Genomic DNA, 17,301 nt, shown 5'->3' with positions numbered 1-17,301 from the left:
GCCCTCGAAGACCAGCGGCTTGAGGGAGGCACGGGCGGTGTAGAGCGCGGCCGTGTAGCCGGCCGGGCCGGAACCGATGATGATCACGTCACGGACGGGGGTACTCACGGTGACTGCCTCCTGGCAGGTGTCGGCGACGGTTCTCTCGACCGGGGCGCACTGGGTCTCGGGCCCGAACGTCCGGTGCCCCGGGCCGGGGCACCGCGGGGCTTGCGGCGGATGCCGGCTGTTCCTCAGCGAGGGGCGGGGTGCTGCGACAGCCACAACGTATCACTCCAATTTGATATCACGCAAGAGTGGTATCAGGTTAGAGTGATGTGTGATAATCGAGGCATGCTGACATCAGGTACCGACAAGGCGACGCTGACGCAGGGCGACCTCATCCGCGTGCTGGGCGAACCCCTGCGCCTGCGCATCGTGACGCTGCTCGCGCAGGCGGCACTGTGCACCAACCACCTGATCGAGGAGACAGGCGCGAAGCAGACCGCGCTCTCCAATCACCTGCGGGTGCTGCGCGAGGCCGGCATCGTGGAGCCGGAGCCGCACGGCCGCTTCACCTACTACCGCCTGCGCCCCGAGGTGCCGCAAGCCCTGGAGCAGTTCTTCGGGGAGCTCGCCCGCACGGCGGCGGAATCACTGGCCGCGGACCGCAAGCGCCCGTGCGAGTGACCGGCGCCGGGCTTGACCTCCCTGTCCCGGAAGGCAGCCGCCAGGCGTCCGGGAATTGCCGGCCTCAGCCCGGTCGCGGGTGAGTGGCCCGGCTGCCGGGCATGCTGCGCGCCGAGTTCGAGCGGTAACGGGCATCCCCGCAGGGCGGCACAAGGCTTCCGACACGCCCGCTTGGCGCCGGGCATGGCGAGGGGCCCGGCGACTGCCGGGCCCCTCGGGTGTCACGTCGCAGGGTGTCACGCGGTCCCGAGGTCGCGGGAGAGGTATTCGGCGGTGTAGGAGCCGGGTGCCTTGAGGAGGTCGGCGGGGGTGCCCTGGAAGAGGACGTGGCCGCCGCCGCTGCCGCCCTCGGGGCCGAGGTCGATGATCCAGTCGGCGGAGCGGATGACGTCGAGGTTGTGCTCGATGACGATCACCGTGTTGCCCTGGCCGACGAGCCGCTCGATGATGCCGAGCAGGCGGTGGGTGTCGGACATGTGCAGGCCGGTGGTCGGCTCGTCCATCACGTAGACGCTGCCGACCCGGTGCAGGTCGGAGGCGAGCTTGAGCCGCTGGCACTCGCCGCCCGAGAGGGTGCTGAGCGGCTGGCCGAGGCGGACGTAGTCCAGGCCGACCTCGTTCAGCGCCCGCAGTACCTGACGCAGCTTCGGCTCGGTGAAGAACTCCACCGCCTCGGCCGCGGTCAGGTCCAGCACGTCACTGATCGACCGGCCGCGCAGGCGGTAGCCCAGGACGTCCGGGGAGAAGCGGCGGCCCTGGCAGGCCTCGCACACCGACTTCAGCGCCGCCATGAACGCGAGGTCGGTGTAGATCAGGCCGAGCCCCTGGCAGTTCTGGCAGGCGCCCTTGGAGTTGGCGCTGAACAGGGAGGCGCTGACGCCGTTGGCCTTGGCGAACAGCTTGCGGATGCCGTCCAGCAGCCCCGTGTAGGTGGCGGTGTTGGAACGCCGGCCGCCCGCGACCGGCGACTGGTCGATCACGATCGTGTCCGGGTACCGGCTCAGGAACTCGTCGTTGACCAGTGAGCTCTTCCCGGAGCCGGCCACGCCGGTGACGACGGTCAGCACGCCGGTCGGGAAGTCGACGGTGACGTCCTGGAGGTTGTGGCTGCGGGCGCCGCTGACGGTGAGTGCCCCGGTGGGGCGGCGGGGCTCGGTGCGCAGCGGCAGGCGTCGCCGCAGGAAGGTGCCGGTGAGGGTGTCGGCCCCGGCGAGTTCGGCGAAGCGCCCTTCGAAGACCACCTCGCCGCCGAGGGTGCCGGCCTTGGGGCCCATGTCCACCACGTGGTCCGCGATGGCCATCACATCCGGGTCGTGCTCGACTACGAGCACGGTGTTGCCCTTGTCCCGCAGCCGGACCAGCAGCTCCTTGAGCCGGTGCACGTCCCGGGGGTGCAGGCCGACGCTCGGCTCGTCGAAGACGTACATCATCTCGGTGAGGCTGCTGGAGAGGTGGCGGACCATCTTGATCCGCTGCGACTCCCCGCCGGAGAGCGTGCGGGTCTCGCGGTCCAGGCTCAGGTAGCCGAGGCCGATGTCGACCAGGTGCAGGAGGCGGGCCACCAGGTCGTTCAGGACGGGCTTGACGTGGGGCAGGTCGAGGGCGGCCAGGACCGCCGCCAGGTGCTCGGCCTCCATCCCGGTGAGGCCGGCGATGTCGTACCCGGCGATGCGGCTGGCCCGGGCGGCGGGAGCGAGGCGGGTGCCGTCGCAGTCCTGGCAGGGGGCGGAGCGCACGTACCGCAGGAAGACCTGTCGGCTGCGCTCCGACATGTCCTCCTTCTTGATGTAGACCCGGGTGAACTTGTCGACCAGGCCCTCGTACCTGACGTTCAGCGTGTTGCCCTGCCACACCAGCTTCAGCTTCTGCGGCAGTTCGCCGTGCAGCAGCAGCCGCCACTGGTCCTCGGTGTACTCGGCGAGCGGCTTGTCGGGCTCGAACAGGCCGGAGGTGACGTAACTCAGCCAGTACCAGCTGTCGGTGGAGAAGTCGGGGTGCAGCAGCGCGCCCTGGTCGAGGGACCTGCTCCGGTCGAGGAACTTGTCCAGGTCGAGCCGGACGACGGAGCCCAGGCCCTCGCAGGTCGGGCACATGCCCTGGGGGTCGTTGAACGAGAAGGCGCTCGGCGGCAGGCCGGCCGGGTCGCCCGCGCGGGAGAACAGCAGCCGCAGCAGCGGGTTGATGTCGGTGACGGTGCCCACGGTGGAGCGCGGGTTGCCGCCCAGGCGCTTCTGGTCGATGACGACCGCGGCGGAGATGTTCTCGATGGCGTCCATCTCCGGACGGCCGTGGTCGGGCAGGAAGTTGCGGACGAAGGCGGTGAAGGTCTCGTTCAGCTGGCGTTGCGCCTCGGCCGCGATGGTGTCGAACACCAGGGAGGACTTGCCGGAGCCGGAGACGCCCGTGAAGACCGTGAGGCTCCGCTTCGGGATGCGTACCGAGACGTTCTTGAGGTTGTTCTCCCGCGCACCGGTGACTTCGATGTGCTCGGTACTCACTACGCGTTCTCCTTCTGGAACGTCCGGGTGCCCCACAGCAGTGCCAGCGCGGCCATGGCCAGCAGTGCGAGCGAGCCGGCCAACAGGTCGGAGGAGGCCAAGTCCCCTCGGAACGCGGCGCGTTCGCCGTCGACCACGTAGGTCAGCGGGTTGATCCGCGCCAGGTTGTAGAGCCAGCCGGGGGCGAGCTGTTCGGTGACCGGCAGCAGCACGCCGGACAGCAGCAGCAGCGGCAGCAGCACGGCGTTCAGCAGAGGCGGGAAGGCCGCCTCGCTCTTGAGTACCAGCGCCAGCGCGTACGACGCGGAGGAGAGCGTGACGGCCAGTACGGCGGCGAGCACGAGGCTCAGCAGCATGCCGCCGGCCGGTGCGTCCAGGTCGAAGACGAGCATCGTGACCAGCACGATCAGCACGGCCTGCGCCGCGGCCTGGACGGCCTGGGCCAGCACCTTCCCGAACAGCAGGGCGGACCGGCTGGCCGGGGTGCCGCGGAAGCGGTCGACCACGCCGGTCCGGTACTCGCTGAGCAGCCCGACCCCGGCGAACGCGCCGCTGAACAGCGCCGTCTGCACGATCAGCGCGGGGGTGAGCACCACCCAGGCGTCGCCGGGCGGGAATCCGGGGGTGTGCTCGACGGTCGTCACCATCAGCGGGCCGAAGAGGAACAGATAGAGCAGCGGCTGCATGATTCCGATGATCAGCCAGGTGGGATTGCGCAGCGACAGCGTCATGTCGCGGTTGAAGATGAGCCAGGTGTCACGCAGCATGGGTGGTCTCCACGGCCGGGGGAGCGGCCTCGTCGCGCAGGGAGCGGCCGGTGAGGCTGAGGAAGACGTCGTCGAGGGTGGGGCGGTTGACCTTCACCGAGGTCATGGCGATCTGCCGGCGGTCCAGGGCGCGCAGCAGCTCGGGCAGCGCGGCGTCGCCGCGCGGGATCCGGAACCGCACGGTGTCGGCGATGACGGTGACCTCGTGCGCGCCGGGCAGCTGCCGGGCGATCTCGGCGGTCTCGGCGGTCCGGTCGGCGACGCCGACGGTGACCGCGTCGCCGGCGACCCGGGCCTTGAGGTCGTCGGGGGTTCCGGTGGCCACGATCGTGCCGTGGTCGGTCACCAGGATCCGGTCGCAGAGGGCGTCGGCCTCGTCCAGGTAGTGGGTGGTGAGGAAGACCGTCACCCCCTGCTCGGCGCGCAGCCGCCGGACGTGGTCCCACAGGTTGGCCCGGCTCTGCGGGTCCAGGCCGCTGGTGGGCTCGTCCAGGAACACCAGGGCGGGCTCGTGCACCAGGCCGAGTGCGATGTCGAGGCGTCGGCGCTGGCCGCCGGAGAGCGTCTTGGCGGGGCGCTGGTCGAGGCCGGCCAGGTCGAGCTGTTCGGCGAGCAGGGTGCCGCGCCGGCGGGCCTCGGCGCGTGACAGCCCGTACAGGCGGGCCTGGAGCTCGATCTCCTCGCCGACCCTGGACTCCGGCCAGGTGGAGCCGCCCTGGGCCACGTAGCCGATCCGGCGACGGACGCCCTCGGGCTCGGTCAGCAGGTCGCAGCCGCCGATGGTGGCGCTGCCTCCGGTGGGGCGCAGCAGGGTGGTGAGCATCCGCAGGGTGGTGGTCTTGCCGGCCCCGTTGGGGCCGAGGAACCCGATCAGTTCCCCGGCGGCCACGTCGAAGTCGATGCCCTTCACCGCATCGACGGTCTGCCCCCGGACGGTGAACTGCCGGGCCAGGCCTCGCACTGTGATCATGGATCCTCCTCTCGTGCGTGTCGCTGTTCGGTCGGAGTGCCGACGGCGGCCGGCGGACGGGCCGGCGCCGTCGGCGGACCTCACCCCCAGCCGCCCTCGCCGGCGGCCTGGGCCTCGGCGAGTCGCTCCTGCGCCTCGGCCATGTCCTCGGTGGTCGGGGCGTCGTCCTGGGTGAGCTTGAACCGCCAGTAGCCGCTGAAGTCGACGGACTTCTTGTCCAGCCCCCGGTCGTCGACCAGGTGACGGCGCAGCGCCCGGACGGCGCCCGACTCGCCGGCCAGCCAGGCGAAGGGGCGGCCGGCGGGGAACTCGGCCTTGCGGACGGTGTCGACCAGGATGTCGCTGCGGCCGGCGGGGGTGCCGTCGCGGTACAGCCAGTGGACGGTGACGTCGCCTCGGGTGTCGAACTCCTGCCGTTCGGCGGCGTCGGCGACCTCGACGTAGGCGACCGCGCGGGCGCCCTCGGGCAGGGCCTCGATCAGGGTTCCGATGGCGGGCAGGGCGGTTTCGTCGCCGGCCAGCAGGAGCCAGTCGGAGCTGTCGATCGAGCTGGTGAGCGAGACCGGCCGGGAGTAGATCGCGGACGGCCCCACCATCGCGAGCTGGTCGCCGGGTCGGGCGGCTCCGGCCCAGCTGGTGGCCGGGCCGGTGTCACCGTGCAGGACGAAGTCGATCTCCAGGGAGGCGCTGCCCGGTCGGCGGCGGCGGATGGTGAAGCTGCGCATCCACGGCCGCTCGTCCTCGGGGATGGCGAGGAACGCCTGGTACCAACTGGTCGCGTCCTCATCCTGCTCGGGCAGCACCGGGGTGCGCTGGCCGGCGCGGGGGAAGCAGAGCTTCATCTGCTGGTCGGGGGTCCGTCCGACGCTGTCGTCGAGCTGGTCGGCGTCGAAGGTCACCCGGGTCATGTGCGGCGTGATGCGGGTGATGTTGGTGACCTGGATGAATGTGACGGGAAGGTTGGTCATCGAATGCCTTTTCGAACGCTTCCGGATACTCGCACGGCGCTGGGCCGCCTGGTATCCTTACGGTGTAAAGAGATGGCTTGCACAGGTTACTTTATGCGGTAAGGGGTTGCAAGGTGGTTGTCTTTGCCGGACAGGGCGACGCCCGTCGTTCGATGGCTCTGCTCTGGCGCACCGCCGGTGCCGGGGGTGCCCGAACCGGTCCGGGGCCGAAGCCCGCGCTCAGCGTCGAGGCGATCGTGGCCGCGGGCATCGAGATCGCCGACGCGGACGGCATGGGTGCGCTCTCCATGCGGGCCGTCGGGTCACGGCTCGGGCGGACCGCCATGGCGCTCTACACCTACGTGCCCAGCAAGGCCGAACTCGTCGACCTCATGCACGACCGGGTGCTGGCCGAGCTCCCCGTCGAGTACCCGACCTCCGCCGGCTGGCGCCCGGCGATCACCGCCTGGGCCGGCGACACCTGGGCCTTCTATCTGCGCCACCCCTGGGTCCTGCAGATCTCCCAGGCGAGGCCCGTCCTCGGGCCCGCCGAGTACGGGCAGCTGGAGACCGTGGTGCGGACCCTGCGGGCCACCGGCCTGGAGCCGCCCGCGCTGCGCCGTGTCATCGGCGTGCTGTTCCAGTTCGTCCGCGCCACGGCGCGCATCGCCGCGGAGGCCCGGCAGGCGGCGTCGGCGACCGGCGTGCCCGACGAGGAGTGGTGGACCGCCCGGTCGGCGCTGCTGGCGGAGGTGGCGCCGGACTTCGCCGAGCGGTTCCCCGAGCTGGCGGCGCTGGAGGCCGGTGCGGCCGACGCGCCCGACGGGGCCGACGCGGAGCCGGGGGATGCCGCCGTCCCCTACCTGGAGAACGAGGCGCGGGAGACCTTCGTGGTCGGTCTCACGTTGATTCTCGACGGAATCGACGCGGCCGAGGTCTCGCGGTAGTGCGGCAGGTGTGTGCGTTGACGTGTCCTCGAACAATCAACTATTGTCCGTATGTCGTGAAATATGGCTCCACATTTCGTTGACCAGTGACTGGCTGAGAATTATCTGACCTCTGGCCCGAGGAGATGATCAGTGCAGGACGTCAGCAAAGATGATCAACATGCCCGTCTCCTGCCGGTCGGGCGTCTGTCGGCCCGTGCGGCGGCCCGCCGCCACCCCACCGGTCAGGAGCGGATCCTGACCACCAGAGTCGGCCTGAGAATCCCCGGCACCCTGACGTACGACCGGTGGGAGAAGGCCGGTTCGCAGATCTTCCAGATCGCCGATTCCTCCGCCTGGTGCCTGGGCGACTGGCTGGTTTACGGCCAGGAGCGCTACGCCGAGCGGTACCAGGCCGGAGTGCAGGCTGCCGGACTCGACTACCAGACCCTTCGCAACTACGCCTGGGTGGCCCGGCACTTCGAGCTCTGGCGCCGGCACGAGGCGCTCAGCTTCGGCCACCATGCCGAGGTGGCCTCGCTGCCGCCGGCGGACGCGGACGCCTGGCTCGACCGCGCCGAGCAGCACGGCTGGTCCAGGAACCAGCTCAGACTCCAGCTGCGGGAGAGCCGTCGTGGATCCCGGGAAGCCCGGACCGGATCCGCCAGCCTGCCCCGGATCAGCGCGAACCGCGACCGGGTGGAGCGCTGGCGCGAGGCCGCGTCCAGGGGCGACCGGGACTTCGAGGACTGGGTCCTCGCCGCACTCGACCGGGCTGCCGCGCACGAGCTCGGCGGCTGAAACCGCCCGCACCTCACCCCCGGGAGACGGCCCCATGCACATCCAGATCGACCATGCCACCTGTATCGGTTCCGGGCAGTGCGTGCTCACCGCGCCCGGTCTCTTCGCCCAGGACGACGACGGGTACTCGACGCTGTTGCCCGAAGGTGCCGCGGCCACGCCACCCGGCCAGGCCCGGGAAGCGGCGCTCTCCTGCCCGGTGGGCGCCATCGAGGTACGGGAACGCACGCCCCGCTGAGCGGGACCGGGCGGGCTTCCGGCGCGGCCGGGAGCCCGCCCGGCCGCGCTCACGCTCGCAGCCCCAGTCCCAGCCGCAGCCGCAGTGAGTTCAGCCGCCAACTGCCCGGCAGCAGGGCCCGGTCCAGCTCCGCCGCGTCGTCCGCCAGCGCCAGGTCCGGATAGCGCTCCAACAGCCGGGCGAAGGCCACCTCGCCCTCCTGACGGGCCAGGGTCGCGCCCAGGCAGTAGTGGATTCCGTGGCCGAACCCGACATGGTTCTCGGCGTGCCCGTCCTGGTGGCGGGTGATGTCCAGCCGGTCCGGGTCGGTGTACTGCCGCGGGTCGAAGTTGGCCGACACCAGCACGAGTTGGACGGCGTCGCCGCGCGCGATCGGCACCCCGGCGATCCGCAGGTCCTCGGTCGCGTAGCGCAACCGGGCCACGTGCACCGAGCCGCACCAGCGCATCAGCTCGTGCACGGCCCGCGGCACCAGGGAGGCGTCCGCGCGCAGCAGGGCCAGCTGGTCGGGGTGGGTCAGCAGCGCGGCGGTGCCGTTGCCGATCAGGTGTGCGCTGGTCTCGTGGCCGGCCAGCACCAGGGTCAGGATCATGGTGACCATCTCGACGTCGCTGAGCCGGCTGCCGTCGTCGTCCTGGGCCCGGATCAGCGCGCTCAGCAGGTCGTCGCCGAGCGCGGCTCGGCGCTGCGCGATCAGCTCGTGGCAGTACTCGATCATCACCGGGAACGAGTGCTTCAGCCGTTCGGGCCGCATCGACACCAGGTCGCCGCCCCACTCCCGCCAGCGGTCGAGGTCGTCCGCCGGGACGCCGACCAGCTCGCAGATCACCGTGATCGACAGCGGGTAGGCGAAGTGCTCCAGGAGGTCGACGCTCCCGTCCTCGTCGGCCCGCAGCGGGAGTTCGGCCAGCATCCGGTCGGCGATCCGCGCCACCTCCGGGCGCAGGTCCAGGATCCGGCGGGCGGTGAACGCCCGGGTCACCAGGCGCCGCAGCCGGGGATGGTCCGGCGGATCACTGTCCAGGATCGAGCCGAGCAGGTAGACCCGCAGGTGCTCGGGGACGTTGAGCAGGTCCATCATCCGCTGCCGTGGGTCCGCGCCCTCCTCGCCGGGGACGTGGGACGGCGTGTTGACGAACCGCGGGTCGCGCAGGACCGCGCGCACGTCGTCGAAGCGGGTCACGAACCAGACCGGGGTGCCGTCGACGAACCGGCCGCGGACCACCGGCCCCCGCTCGCGCAGCCGGCCGTAGCCGCGGAACGGATCGGCGAGCAACTCCTCGTCCATCATGTGCGGTTCGGCCGGGCAGGCGGCGCCCGGGGTGTCATCGGTGGACAGGTACATGGTGGGCTCCGGTTTCCGGGGAGGCGTCACTTGACGGCGCTGATCACGCCGTGCGGGGTCCACCGGCCGCCCGGCAGCCGCTCGAACTTGACGAAGCCGGCCGCGGCGAACCACTCCTCGTACTGGCCCCACCGGTAGATGGTGCTGCTCGCGGCGGGCAGGGTCGCGAAGTAGACGTTGTCCAGCGCCGCGTACAGCGGGCCGTCGCCGCTGTCGTCGGACATGGCATTGAACACCAGCACCCGGCCGCCGTCCGGCAGCGCCTGATGGGCCTTGCGGAGCAGCGCCAGGTTCTGTTCCGGCGACCAGATCACCAACTGGTTGGCGAACAGCACGCAGTCGTGCCCGGACGGGTAGGTGTCGGTGAAGATGTCGGCGGCCCGGACGGTGATCCGGTCGGTCAGGCCGTGCTCGGCGATCTTGCGGCGGGCGATCTCCACCGTGCCCGGCAGGTCGAGCACGGTGAACTCGACCCCGGGGTTGGCCCGGGCGAGCGCGATCGCGTTCACCCCGTCGCCGCCGCCGACGTCCAGCACCCGGCGCACCCCGGTCAGGTCGGCCTTCTCGACCAGGACCGGGTTGGACAGCCGCGACCACGACCGCATGCAGCGGTAGAACAGCTGCTCCAGGTCGGGGTTGGCGGACAGCCGGTGGTACAGGTCGGTGCCGGTGCCCTCGATCCGGCGCAGGCCGACGTTGGTGTCGGCGCGAAGCGACTCGGTGAAGTCCACCTCGGCCGGACGGACGATCTGCTCCTCGTACGCGACCAGATCCTCCATGATCTCCCAGGTCCCGTCCGCGAGCATGCCGGACAGCAGCTCCGCGTTGCGGTAGCGCCCGTTCTGGTGGACCGTCAGGCCGAGGGCCGTGGTGCCGAGCAGGAGGATCTGCACCGGGCGCGGCCGGAGGCCGAGCTCCCGGCCGATCTCCTCCGGGCCCAGGCCCGGCCGCCGCTGGAGCAGCGCGAACAGGCCGAGGTTGCAGCCGGCGTTGAGCATCTGGAAGGCCGAGGATCCGAACAGGATCCGGACCAGGTCGTCGGTGCCGAGCGGGTTGACGTCTGCCATCGGTACTCCGTATCGGGATGCGGTAGGGAAGGACGGGGGAACGGTCAGGTCACCCGGGCGAGTTCGGCCGGCCGCGACAGGTGGGCGCCGCGGGTGACGACCTCGCGCAGGCGGTCCATCGCGTCCCAGACCTCGGTGAAGCGGGTGTACAGCGGGGACGGGCCGATCCGCAGCCGGTCCGGGACGCGGTAGTCGCAGACCACCCGGGCGTCCGAGGCGAGCGTCTGGCAGATCCGCCAGGCATCGGGGTGGTACAGCGACACGTGCGAGCCACGCTGCTCGGGCCGGCCGGGCGAGGCCGGACGGAACCCGAGCGGGGTCAGCCACTCGTCGGCCAGCTCCGTCACCAGCCGGCCCAGGAGCAGCCCCTTGGCCCGGATCCGCTCGACGCCGGCCTCCTCGACCAGGGCCAGCGCCGGGTCGATCGCCGCCAGCGACAGCAACGGCGGCGTGCTCACCAGGAAGCGCTCGATCGACGGCACCGGGTCGTACTCGGGGCCCATCAGGAACTGCTCGCGCTGCCCGAACCAGCCCCAGACCGGCTGCCGCAGCTCGGGCTGCAACTCCCGGCGCACGTACAGGAAGGCGGGCGAACCCGGGCCGCCGTTCAGGTACTTGTAGGTGCAGCCGACCGCGAGGTCGGCGCCGGTCGCGGCGAGCTCGACCGGGACGGCGCCGGCCGCGTGGGAGAGGTCCCACAGCACCCGGGCGCCGGCCGCGCGGGCCAGCTCGTTCACCGCCGCCATGTCCAGCAGCGCGCCACTGCGGTAGGACACCAGGGAGAGCACCACCAGGGCGACGCCCTGGTCGAGGGCCGCGCGCAGCCGGTTCAGCGACAGGCCGCCGTCGAGGTCGGAGGCGAGCCGGCGCAGCCGCAGCCCCCGCTGCGCGGTCAGGCCCTGGAGGAGGTAGCGGTTGGTCGGGAAGTCCTCCGCGTCCATCAGGACCGTGCCCCGGTGCGGAGCGGCGTCCAGAGCGGCGGAGGCCAGCTTGTACAGGTTGACCGAGGTCGAGTCGGAGACCACCACCTCGCCCGGCCGCGCGCCCACCACGTGCTCCGCGAGCCGGTCGCCCAGCCGGGCGCCCCAGTCGATCCAGCCCTGCCAGGACCGCACCAGCCCGTCGCCCCAGCCCCGCTCGACCACCTCGCGCAGCAGCTCCGGGGTGGCCGCGGGCAGCCGGCCCAGCGAGTTGCCGTCCAGGTAGATCAGCTCCGGGTCGGTGATGACGAACCGGTCCCGGAACGCGGCCAGCGGATCGGCCGCGTCCAGCCGCTCGGCCGCCGCGCGCGTTGTCCCGCTCTTCATCGGTCTCCTCTCTCTGTCGTGTCGGCCCCGCCCGGCTCGCGCGTCGCCCTTCCCGGTGTGCCGGGGCGGGCCGGGCCGGGTTGGTCAGATCGCCGAGCGGACGGACCACAGCTCCGGGAAGAACCGGTGCTCGCTGATCCCGGACAGCCAGGGCACCCCGGACGTGCCGCCGGTGCCCGACTTGGCGCCCAGCATCCGCTGCACGGTCACCAGGTGGGTGTAGCGCCAGCGGGCGAACTGGTCCGCCGTGTCCATCAGCGCCTCGGCGAGCAGGTACAGGTCGCGGTGGCCGACCGGATCCCGGTAGACCGCCAGCCAGGCCGCCTCGACCTCGGCCCCGGCCCGGTACGGCTCGGCGGGGTCGCCGCCGGACCCCCCGCCCGCCGCCAGCAGGCCGCGACGGGCCAGCAGGGCGAGCGCCTCGTCGTACAGGCTCGGCTCGTGCAACTGGGCCAGCACCTCCTGGTGGGCGGGGGAACCGCGGTGCGGCTCGACCATCGCCGGGTCCTTGTTGCCGAGCAGGAACTCCAGCCGCCGGTAGCCCACCGACTGGAAGCCGGAGGCCGTCCCGAGGACCTCCCGGAACTCGGCGAACTCCACCGGCGACAGCACGGCGAAGGTCTCCCAGCACGCCAGCAGCACCTGCTGCACCCGGCCCGAGCGGCGCAGCGTCCACAGCGCTTCGTCCAGCCCGTCCTTGCGCAACTGGTCGCGGGCGGTGGTGAACTCGGTGTGCAGCAGCTTGAACAGCAGCTCCTTCACCTGACTCATGATGATGAAGCCGGGCTCGGTGTCGGCGGTGCTGAGCGGATGCTGCAGGGCGAGCAGGGCGTCCATCCGCGCGTACTGCACGTACGGCGCGGGGCTCCCGCCCGGCCCGCCCGGGCCATCGCCGGAGAACGGACACCCGGTGGTCTCTTCGACGGTCATGCGGTCGCCTTCCCCAGTCCCAGCTGTGCGAGCACGGCGTCGCCGAGCCCGGTACCCCGAACGCCCAGGTCGTACGGGAGGTCGAAGTGGTCTCGCCGCCCGGCGACGACCTCCGTCACCGCCGCCCGCGGGCGCAGCGCCGCCACCATCCGCTCGTGCTGGCGGACGTACTCCTCGGTCTCGTTGCCGCCGCGGGCCACCACCAGCGCGGGCAGCCGCGCCGGCAGCCGGAGCAGCGGAGTGTTGCGCCGCGCCCCGGCCTCGTCCAGGCGCAGCGCGTCGTTGACGTACGACAGCCGGACCGGTTCCAGGTCGTACATCCCGCTCAGCAGCACCGCTCCGGCGATCCGCCCGGACACGTCCGGTCCCTCGGCCGGGCGGGGCAGCAGCGCCATCGCGGCCAGGTGCGCGCCGGCCGAGGTGCCGCACAGGTGCAGCCGGTCCGGGGCGAAGCCCAGCTCACCCGCGTGCCGCAGCAGCCAGGCCACACTGCGGCGCACCATGCCGGCCATCGCGTCCAGCGGGGTGTCCGGCGCCAGCCCGTACCCGACCACGGCGACCGCCGCGCCCTCCGCCAGCAACGGCGGTGCCGGGAAGGCCGATTCGGCCCGGCCCAGCGCCTGCCAGTTGCCGCCGTGGACGAACACCAGCAGCGGCGGCCGGCCGGGGCCCGCACCGGGGAAGTAGTCGAGCAGCTCCGCCGGGTGCGGGCCGTACGCCAGCCCGGCCCGCACCGGGTGCTGCCGCCGGGCGTCCTCGCTCAGCCGCTCGTACGCGTCCAGGTAGGCCTTCAGGCTGGGCACGCGGGTGCTCGGCGAGTACTGCCGGTCCAGGGTGGCCCGGTCCATTCCGTGGTAGACGGCGGCGCCGGTCATCGGGCACCCCCGTGCGATCCCTCGTTCACCCGGTCAGCCCCTCACGCCGTGCCGTGCGCGAGCCCGCTCGTACATCTCGGCCAGCAGCGGGTCGACACCGTTGGCGGAGGTGCGGTAGCGGCTGCCGAACCGGCTCGCGTACTCCTCGAACCAGTCCCGCCGGCCGGACAGGAACAGGACGTCGTGGATCGCCATCGAGCGCACCGCGACCGTCGGCACCGGGGCCCAGCTGACCCCGAAGGCCGGGTTGCGGGCCGCCTTCTCGGTGCAGTTCTCGTGGAACTGGCCGATCATCAGCCCGCGCCGGACGGCCTCGTCCTTCAGCTCGCTGTGTGCCTCGTCCAGCAGGTGCAGGTGCTCGGGCGGCAGATCGGGCAGCACCAGCAGCAGCGAGCGCAGGTTCGGGTTGCCGGCCTTCCAGTCGACCTCGCTGAACTCGTCGAGGCCACAGCGGACGATCTCGTTGAGCAGCGTCTGGCTGGGCGTCGGCCCGACCAGCCGGACCCTGATCTCCAGCGCACCGGCGCGCTGGGCCGGTTCGACGAACGGGCACACCGGCCCGGGGCGTCCGAGCTCGCGGTGCGGTTGGCAGATGTAGTCGCTCAACCAGCCGTCGACGGCCTCCAAGGCCTTCTCCAGGTCGACGGAGAGCACATCGGTCAGCATTGTTGTCAGTCCTCGGTTGTCAGTCCTCGTAGGACGTGGATGTGAGGTACCTCGCTGCCGGCCGGGCGGAGGTCACTCGCCGTCGGCGAGCTCCCGGAGCTTGTCCGACAGGATCCGGCCGATCTCGGTCAGCGTGCCCGGCCGGGTCAGCATGGCGCCGTGCTCGCCGGTCACCACATGGGCCTCGACCGAGCCGCGGACGTACGGCCGCCAGGCCTCGGCGGTGACCGGCGGATCCTGCTGCTCCGAGGCGGCGATCAGCAGCAGGTCGCCGTCGATCGGGCCGGGCCGGTAGTCCACGGTCAGGTGGGTGTTGTTGGCCGAGATCTCGGTGATCGTGGTCAGCTGCTCCTCCTCCAGGTTGGCGAGCACACTGCCCTGGCGGCGCAGGATCTCGCGGGCCTCGGCGAAGGTCAGCTGCTCACCGTCGTACTGGTGGCTGCCGTCGTCGACCAGGCCGACGTGGTAGAGCAGCATCACCCGGTCGTCGGGGGCCGGGACGTCGGCGTGAGTCAGCCCCTGCCAGTTCGGGATCACGTCGAGCACCGCGACCAGGGCCACCGGCTCGCCGCGCCGCTGGAACTCCGCGGCCATGGCGTGCGCGCACAGCCCGCCGAACGACCAGCCGGCCAGGTGGTACGGGCCGTGCGGCTGGACCGTCTGGATCTGGTCGGCGTAGTCCACCGCCATCTCCTCGATGCTGCTCGGCCGGGCCTCCGGGCGGGCCAGGCTGCGCGCCTGGATGCCGTACAGCGGGTACTCCGGGCCGAGGTGCTTGATCAGGGCGCTGTACGACCAGCTGATGCCGCCCCCCGGGTGGATGCAGAACAGCGGCGGGCGGCTGCCCCGGGCGCGCAGCGGCAGCACCACCTCGTAGGAGCCGTCCGGGGTGTCGACGTCCAGGCGCGCGGCGATCCCGCCCGGCGTCGGAGCCTCGAACAGGCTGCGCAGGCCCAGTTCGACGCCGAAGGTGGCACGCAGCCGGGCGATCAGCCGGGTGGCGAGCAGCGAGTGGCCGCCGAGGTCGAAGAAGTCCTCGTCCACGCCGACCAGCGGCCGGCCCAGCACCTCCGCGAACAGCTCGCAGACGACCTGCTCCTGCGGGGTCCTGGGGGCGCGGCCGGCGTCGGAGCGCTCCGGGTCGAGCGCGGGCAGCGCGGCCCGGTCGAGCTTTCCGTTGGCGGTGAGCGGCAGCCGGTCGAGCGGGATGACGGCGGCGGGCTGCATGTAGTCGGGAAGGGTGGCGCGGGTGCGCTCGCGCAGTGCGGCGAGCAGGGCGCCGGTGCCGCGGCTGCCGGCGGGGTTGGTGGTGAAGGCGGTGAGCGGGGTGGCGGGGTTGCTGCCGGCCGTCGGGGCGAAGGTGCCCACCGGGACGGCGCCGTCGAGGAGGTCGCGCCGGACGTAGGTGAGTTCGACGGTCTCGGGCTGGTGGGCGGACCAGGTGACCGCCGTCCAGTACCCGTGTTCGTCGCCCAGCCGGTGGAGGTCTTCGAGGTCCGGCTGCGCGGCGGCGGGCCAGGCCGGGCCCGCGCCGGACTCCAGCGCGCGCCGGGCGGCGAGGTCGGCGGCGAGGCGGGAGTTGGGGGCCCCGGTGACGCGCAGCCGGTCGGGCCGGGCGGTGCCAAGGTGGCCGGCGAGGGCCTCGGTGTCCTGGGGCCATGGCAGGACGGCGCAGTCGGCGAGGTGGAGCGGGGTGATGCCGGTCTTGTGGAGCGTGGCGTCGTAGCGGTAGCGGGTGAGCTCGTTGTGGGCGGCGCCGCGCTTGAGGCGGACATCGACGCCGGCGAGGTCCGGGACGCGATGGGCGAGCGCGGTGAAGTACTCCGGGTCGACCAGGAGTTCCTTCTCCAGGACCAGGCTCTGTTCGACGGCGCGCCGGACGGCGGCGCTGTCGGCGGGATCGTCGGCGCGGGCGGTCTGGACGGCGGTGGTGAAGGTGCGCAGCAGCCGCGGGTTGCGGATGTCGCCGACGAACACGGCGCCGCCGGGCGCGAGCAGGTGCAGCGCCTGTTCCAGGACCTGGGCGAGGTAGCCGGCGTTCGGGAAGTACTGGACGACCGAGTTGAGCACGACGGTGTCGAAGTGGCCGACGGGCAGCCCGTCCCGCTCGTGCGCGGCACCGGCCCGCAGGGTCACCCGCCGGGCGAGCTCGGGGTCGGCGTCGACGTGGCGGGCCAGCGCCGCGATGACGGTGGGGGAGAGGTCGGTGCCCCAGTACTCCTCGCACTCGGGGGCGAGCTTGGCGAGCAGCAGGCCGGTGCCGACGCCGATCTCCAGCACGCGGCGGGGCTTGAGGCCCCGGATGCGCTCGACGGTGGCGTCGCGCCATTCCCGCATCTGGTCGAGCGGGATGGGCTGCCCGTCGTAGCTGCTGTTCCAGCCCGAGAAGTCCTCGCCGAACTCTGCCGTGGGGGCCGAGTAGAGCGAGTCGTAGAGGTCCTGCCACTCGCCGATCTGGTCCTGCTCCTCCTCCTCGCCGGCCGGGCCGGAGGTGTCCGTGACGATGTAGGCGATGAGGCGGGGGTTGCCGGGTTGGTCGTCGCGGACGAGGACGGCGGCTTGGGTGATGTCGGGGTGGTCGGTGAGGGCCTTCTCGATTTCGGCGGGTTCGATGCGGAAGCCGCGGATTTTGACTTGGTGGTCGGTGCGGCCGATGAATTCGAGTTCGCCGTCGGGGTTCCAGCGGGCGAGGTCGCCGGTGCGGTACATGCGGGTGCCGGGTTCGGTGGCGTGCGGGTCGGCGGTGAAGCGTTGGGCGGTGAGGGCGGGGTGGTTGAGGTAGCCGCGGGCGAGGCCGGTGCCGGCGATGTAGAGCTCGCCGGTGACGCCGGGGGGGACGGGTTGGAGTGTGTGGTCGAGGACGTAGGCCCTGGTGTTGGCCATGGGTCGGCCGATGGGGACGGTGGTGGGGCCGGTGTAGGGGGTGTGGGTGGGGTGGTGGGTGGCGAAGGTGGTGGTTTCGGTGGGGCCGTAGCCGTCGATGACGGTGGTGTTGGGGCAGGTTGTCTGGAGGTGTCGGACGGTGGTGCCGGAGACGGCTTCGCCGCCGGTCCAGATCTGGCGGACTCCGGCCAGGCATTCGGGGGCGTGTTCGACCATGAGGTTGAAGAGGGAGCTGGTGAGCCAGAGGGCGGTGATCTGCTGTTCGGTGATGACTTGTTGGAGGGTGTGGATGTCGAGGTCGCCGGCGGGGGCGATGGCGAGGGTGTTGCCGTTGAGGAGGGGGACCCAGAGTTCGTAGGTGGAGGCGTCGAAGGCGGTGGGGGAGTGGAGGAGGACGCGGTGGTGGGCGGTG

The 17,301-nt window shown here is 72.0% G+C and carries 16 protein-coding genes; 4 read left to right on the top strand and 12 right to left on the bottom strand.

Annotated features, from left to right (window positions below):
- Window positions 1-108: FAD-dependent oxidoreductase (locus ACZ6NC_RS40690; RefSeq protein WP_465738938.1), on the bottom strand; the 108-nt coding region annotated here is incomplete at its 3' end.
- A 225-nt stretch (window positions 109-333) separates the two neighbouring features.
- Here ACZ6NC_RS40690 and ACZ6NC_RS40685 point away from each other — a divergent pair.
- Window positions 334-669, top strand: coding sequence for an ArsR/SmtB family transcription factor (locus ACZ6NC_RS40685; RefSeq protein ID WP_465738937.1), 336 nt, complete (start codon window positions 334-336; stop codon window positions 667-669).
- 236 nt (window positions 670-905) lie between these two features.
- On the opposite strand, the gene ACZ6NC_RS40680 is transcribed toward ACZ6NC_RS40685, so the two are convergent.
- From ACZ6NC_RS40680 to ACZ6NC_RS40665, 4 genes are all read right to left on the bottom strand, one after another.
- Window positions 906-3,167: an ATP-binding cassette domain-containing protein gene (locus tag ACZ6NC_RS40680; RefSeq protein ID WP_465738936.1), complete on the bottom strand. Its 2,262-nt coding sequence runs from the start codon at window positions 3,165-3,167 to the stop codon at window positions 906-908.
- Window positions 3,167-3,934: an ABC transporter permease gene (locus ACZ6NC_RS40675; protein ID WP_465738935.1), complete on the bottom strand. Its 768-nt coding sequence runs from the start codon at window positions 3,932-3,934 to the stop codon at window positions 3,167-3,169. Before ACZ6NC_RS40675 ends, ACZ6NC_RS40680 begins: the two co-directional genes overlap by 1 nt.
- Window positions 3,924-4,904, bottom strand: a complete 981-nt coding sequence (locus tag ACZ6NC_RS40670; RefSeq protein WP_465738934.1) for an ATP-binding cassette domain-containing protein — start codon at window positions 4,902-4,904, stop codon at window positions 3,924-3,926. Before ACZ6NC_RS40670 ends, ACZ6NC_RS40675 begins: the two co-directional genes overlap by 11 nt.
- 80 nt (window positions 4,905-4,984) lie before the next feature.
- A complete protein-coding gene (locus tag ACZ6NC_RS40665; RefSeq protein WP_465738933.1) occupies window positions 4,985-5,872 on the bottom strand; it encodes a siderophore-interacting protein in 888 nt (295 codons plus the stop codon).
- Window positions 5,873-5,985: 113 nt separating this feature from the next.
- On the opposite strand from ACZ6NC_RS40665, the gene ACZ6NC_RS40660 reads away from it, so the two are divergent.
- The 3 genes from ACZ6NC_RS40660 (at window position 5,986) to ACZ6NC_RS40650 (ending at window position 7,816) form a co-directional block, all read left to right on the top strand.
- On the top strand, window positions 5,986-6,798 hold the full coding sequence (locus ACZ6NC_RS40660; RefSeq protein WP_465738932.1) for a TetR/AcrR family transcriptional regulator: 813 nt from the start codon (window positions 5,986-5,988) through the stop codon (window positions 6,796-6,798).
- Window positions 6,799-6,930: 132 nt separating this feature from the next.
- Window positions 6,931-7,578 (top strand): LmbU family transcriptional regulator, encoded by a 648-nt coding sequence (locus tag ACZ6NC_RS40655; RefSeq protein ID WP_465738931.1) that lies wholly within the window; start codon window positions 6,931-6,933, stop codon window positions 7,576-7,578.
- 34 nt (window positions 7,579-7,612) lie between these two features.
- Entirely contained in the window at window positions 7,613-7,816 is a 204-nt protein-coding gene (locus tag ACZ6NC_RS40650; RefSeq protein WP_465738930.1) for a ferredoxin, read from the top strand.
- A 49-nt stretch (window positions 7,817-7,865) separates the two neighbouring features.
- Here the strand turns inward: ACZ6NC_RS40650 and ACZ6NC_RS40645 are convergent, their stop codons facing one another.
- From ACZ6NC_RS40645 to ACZ6NC_RS40615, 7 genes are all read right to left on the bottom strand, one after another.
- Window positions 7,866-9,161 carry a cytochrome P450 family protein gene (locus ACZ6NC_RS40645; RefSeq protein WP_465738929.1) on the bottom strand — a complete coding sequence of 432 codons (1,296 nt, stop codon included), beginning with the start codon at window positions 9,159-9,161 and terminating at the stop codon, window positions 7,866-7,868.
- A 26-nt stretch (window positions 9,162-9,187) separates the two neighbouring features.
- Window positions 9,188-10,228, bottom strand: coding sequence for a methyltransferase (locus ACZ6NC_RS40640; RefSeq protein ID WP_465738928.1), 1,041 nt, complete (start codon window positions 10,226-10,228; stop codon window positions 9,188-9,190).
- 44 nt (window positions 10,229-10,272) lie between these two features.
- Entirely contained in the window at window positions 10,273-11,535 is a 1,263-nt protein-coding gene (gene kynU, locus ACZ6NC_RS40635) for a kynureninase (protein WP_465738927.1), read from the bottom strand.
- Between the two features lie 84 nt (window positions 11,536-11,619).
- Window positions 11,620-12,465 carry a tryptophan 2,3-dioxygenase gene (locus tag ACZ6NC_RS40630; RefSeq protein WP_465738926.1) on the bottom strand — a complete coding sequence of 282 codons (846 nt, stop codon included), beginning with the start codon at window positions 12,463-12,465 and terminating at the stop codon, window positions 11,620-11,622.
- Complete coding sequence (locus tag ACZ6NC_RS40625) at window positions 12,462-13,340, bottom strand: alpha/beta hydrolase (protein WP_465738925.1); 879 nt, start codon at window positions 13,338-13,340, stop codon at window positions 12,462-12,464. Before ACZ6NC_RS40625 ends, ACZ6NC_RS40630 begins: the two co-directional genes overlap by 4 nt.
- Before the next feature lie 33 nt (window positions 13,341-13,373).
- Complete coding sequence (locus tag ACZ6NC_RS40620; protein ID WP_465738924.1) at window positions 13,374-14,006, bottom strand: DUF6875 domain-containing protein; 633 nt, start codon at window positions 14,004-14,006, stop codon at window positions 13,374-13,376.
- Between the two features lie 72 nt (window positions 14,007-14,078).
- Window positions 14,079-17,301, bottom strand: a 3,223-nt coding sequence (locus ACZ6NC_RS40615; RefSeq protein ID WP_465738923.1) for an AMP-binding protein, incomplete at its 5' end; no start/stop codon positions are given.

The organism is Kitasatospora sp. NPDC041988, assembly GCF_055588525.1.
Note: the sequence above shows the minus strand (reverse complement) of the source record. Positions and strands in the feature narration are given on the sequence as shown.

Coding starts and splice junctions, on each gene's coding strand:
- ACZ6NC_RS40685 (WP_465738937.1), top strand. CDS start 334: ATGCTGACATCAGGTACCGACAAGGCGACGCTGACGCAGGGCGACCTC.
- ACZ6NC_RS40675 (WP_465738935.1), bottom strand. CDS start 3,934: ATGCTGCGTGACACCTGGCTCATCTTCAACCGCGACATGACGCTGTCG.
- ACZ6NC_RS40670 (WP_465738934.1), bottom strand. CDS start 4,904: ATGATCACAGTGCGAGGCCTGGCCCGGCAGTTCACCGTCCGGGGGCAG.
- ACZ6NC_RS40665 (WP_465738933.1), bottom strand. CDS start 5,872: ATGACCAACCTTCCCGTCACATTCATCCAGGTCACCAACATCACCCGC.
- ACZ6NC_RS40650 (WP_465738930.1), top strand. CDS start 7,613: ATGCACATCCAGATCGACCATGCCACCTGTATCGGTTCCGGGCAGTGC.
- ACZ6NC_RS40645 (WP_465738929.1), bottom strand. CDS start 9,161: ATGTACCTGTCCACCGATGACACCCCGGGCGCCGCCTGCCCGGCCGAA.
- ACZ6NC_RS40640 (WP_465738928.1), bottom strand. CDS start 10,228: ATGGCAGACGTCAACCCGCTCGGCACCGACGACCTGGTCCGGATCCTG.
- kynU (WP_465738927.1), bottom strand. CDS start 11,535: ATGAAGAGCGGGACAACGCGCGCGGCGGCCGAGCGGCTGGACGCGGCC.
- ACZ6NC_RS40630 (WP_465738926.1), bottom strand. CDS start 12,465: ATGACCGTCGAAGAGACCACCGGGTGTCCGTTCTCCGGCGATGGCCCG.
- ACZ6NC_RS40625 (WP_465738925.1), bottom strand. CDS start 13,340: ATGACCGGCGCCGCCGTCTACCACGGAATGGACCGGGCCACCCTGGAC.
- ACZ6NC_RS40620 (WP_465738924.1), bottom strand. CDS start 14,006: ATGCTGACCGATGTGCTCTCCGTCGACCTGGAGAAGGCCTTGGAGGCC.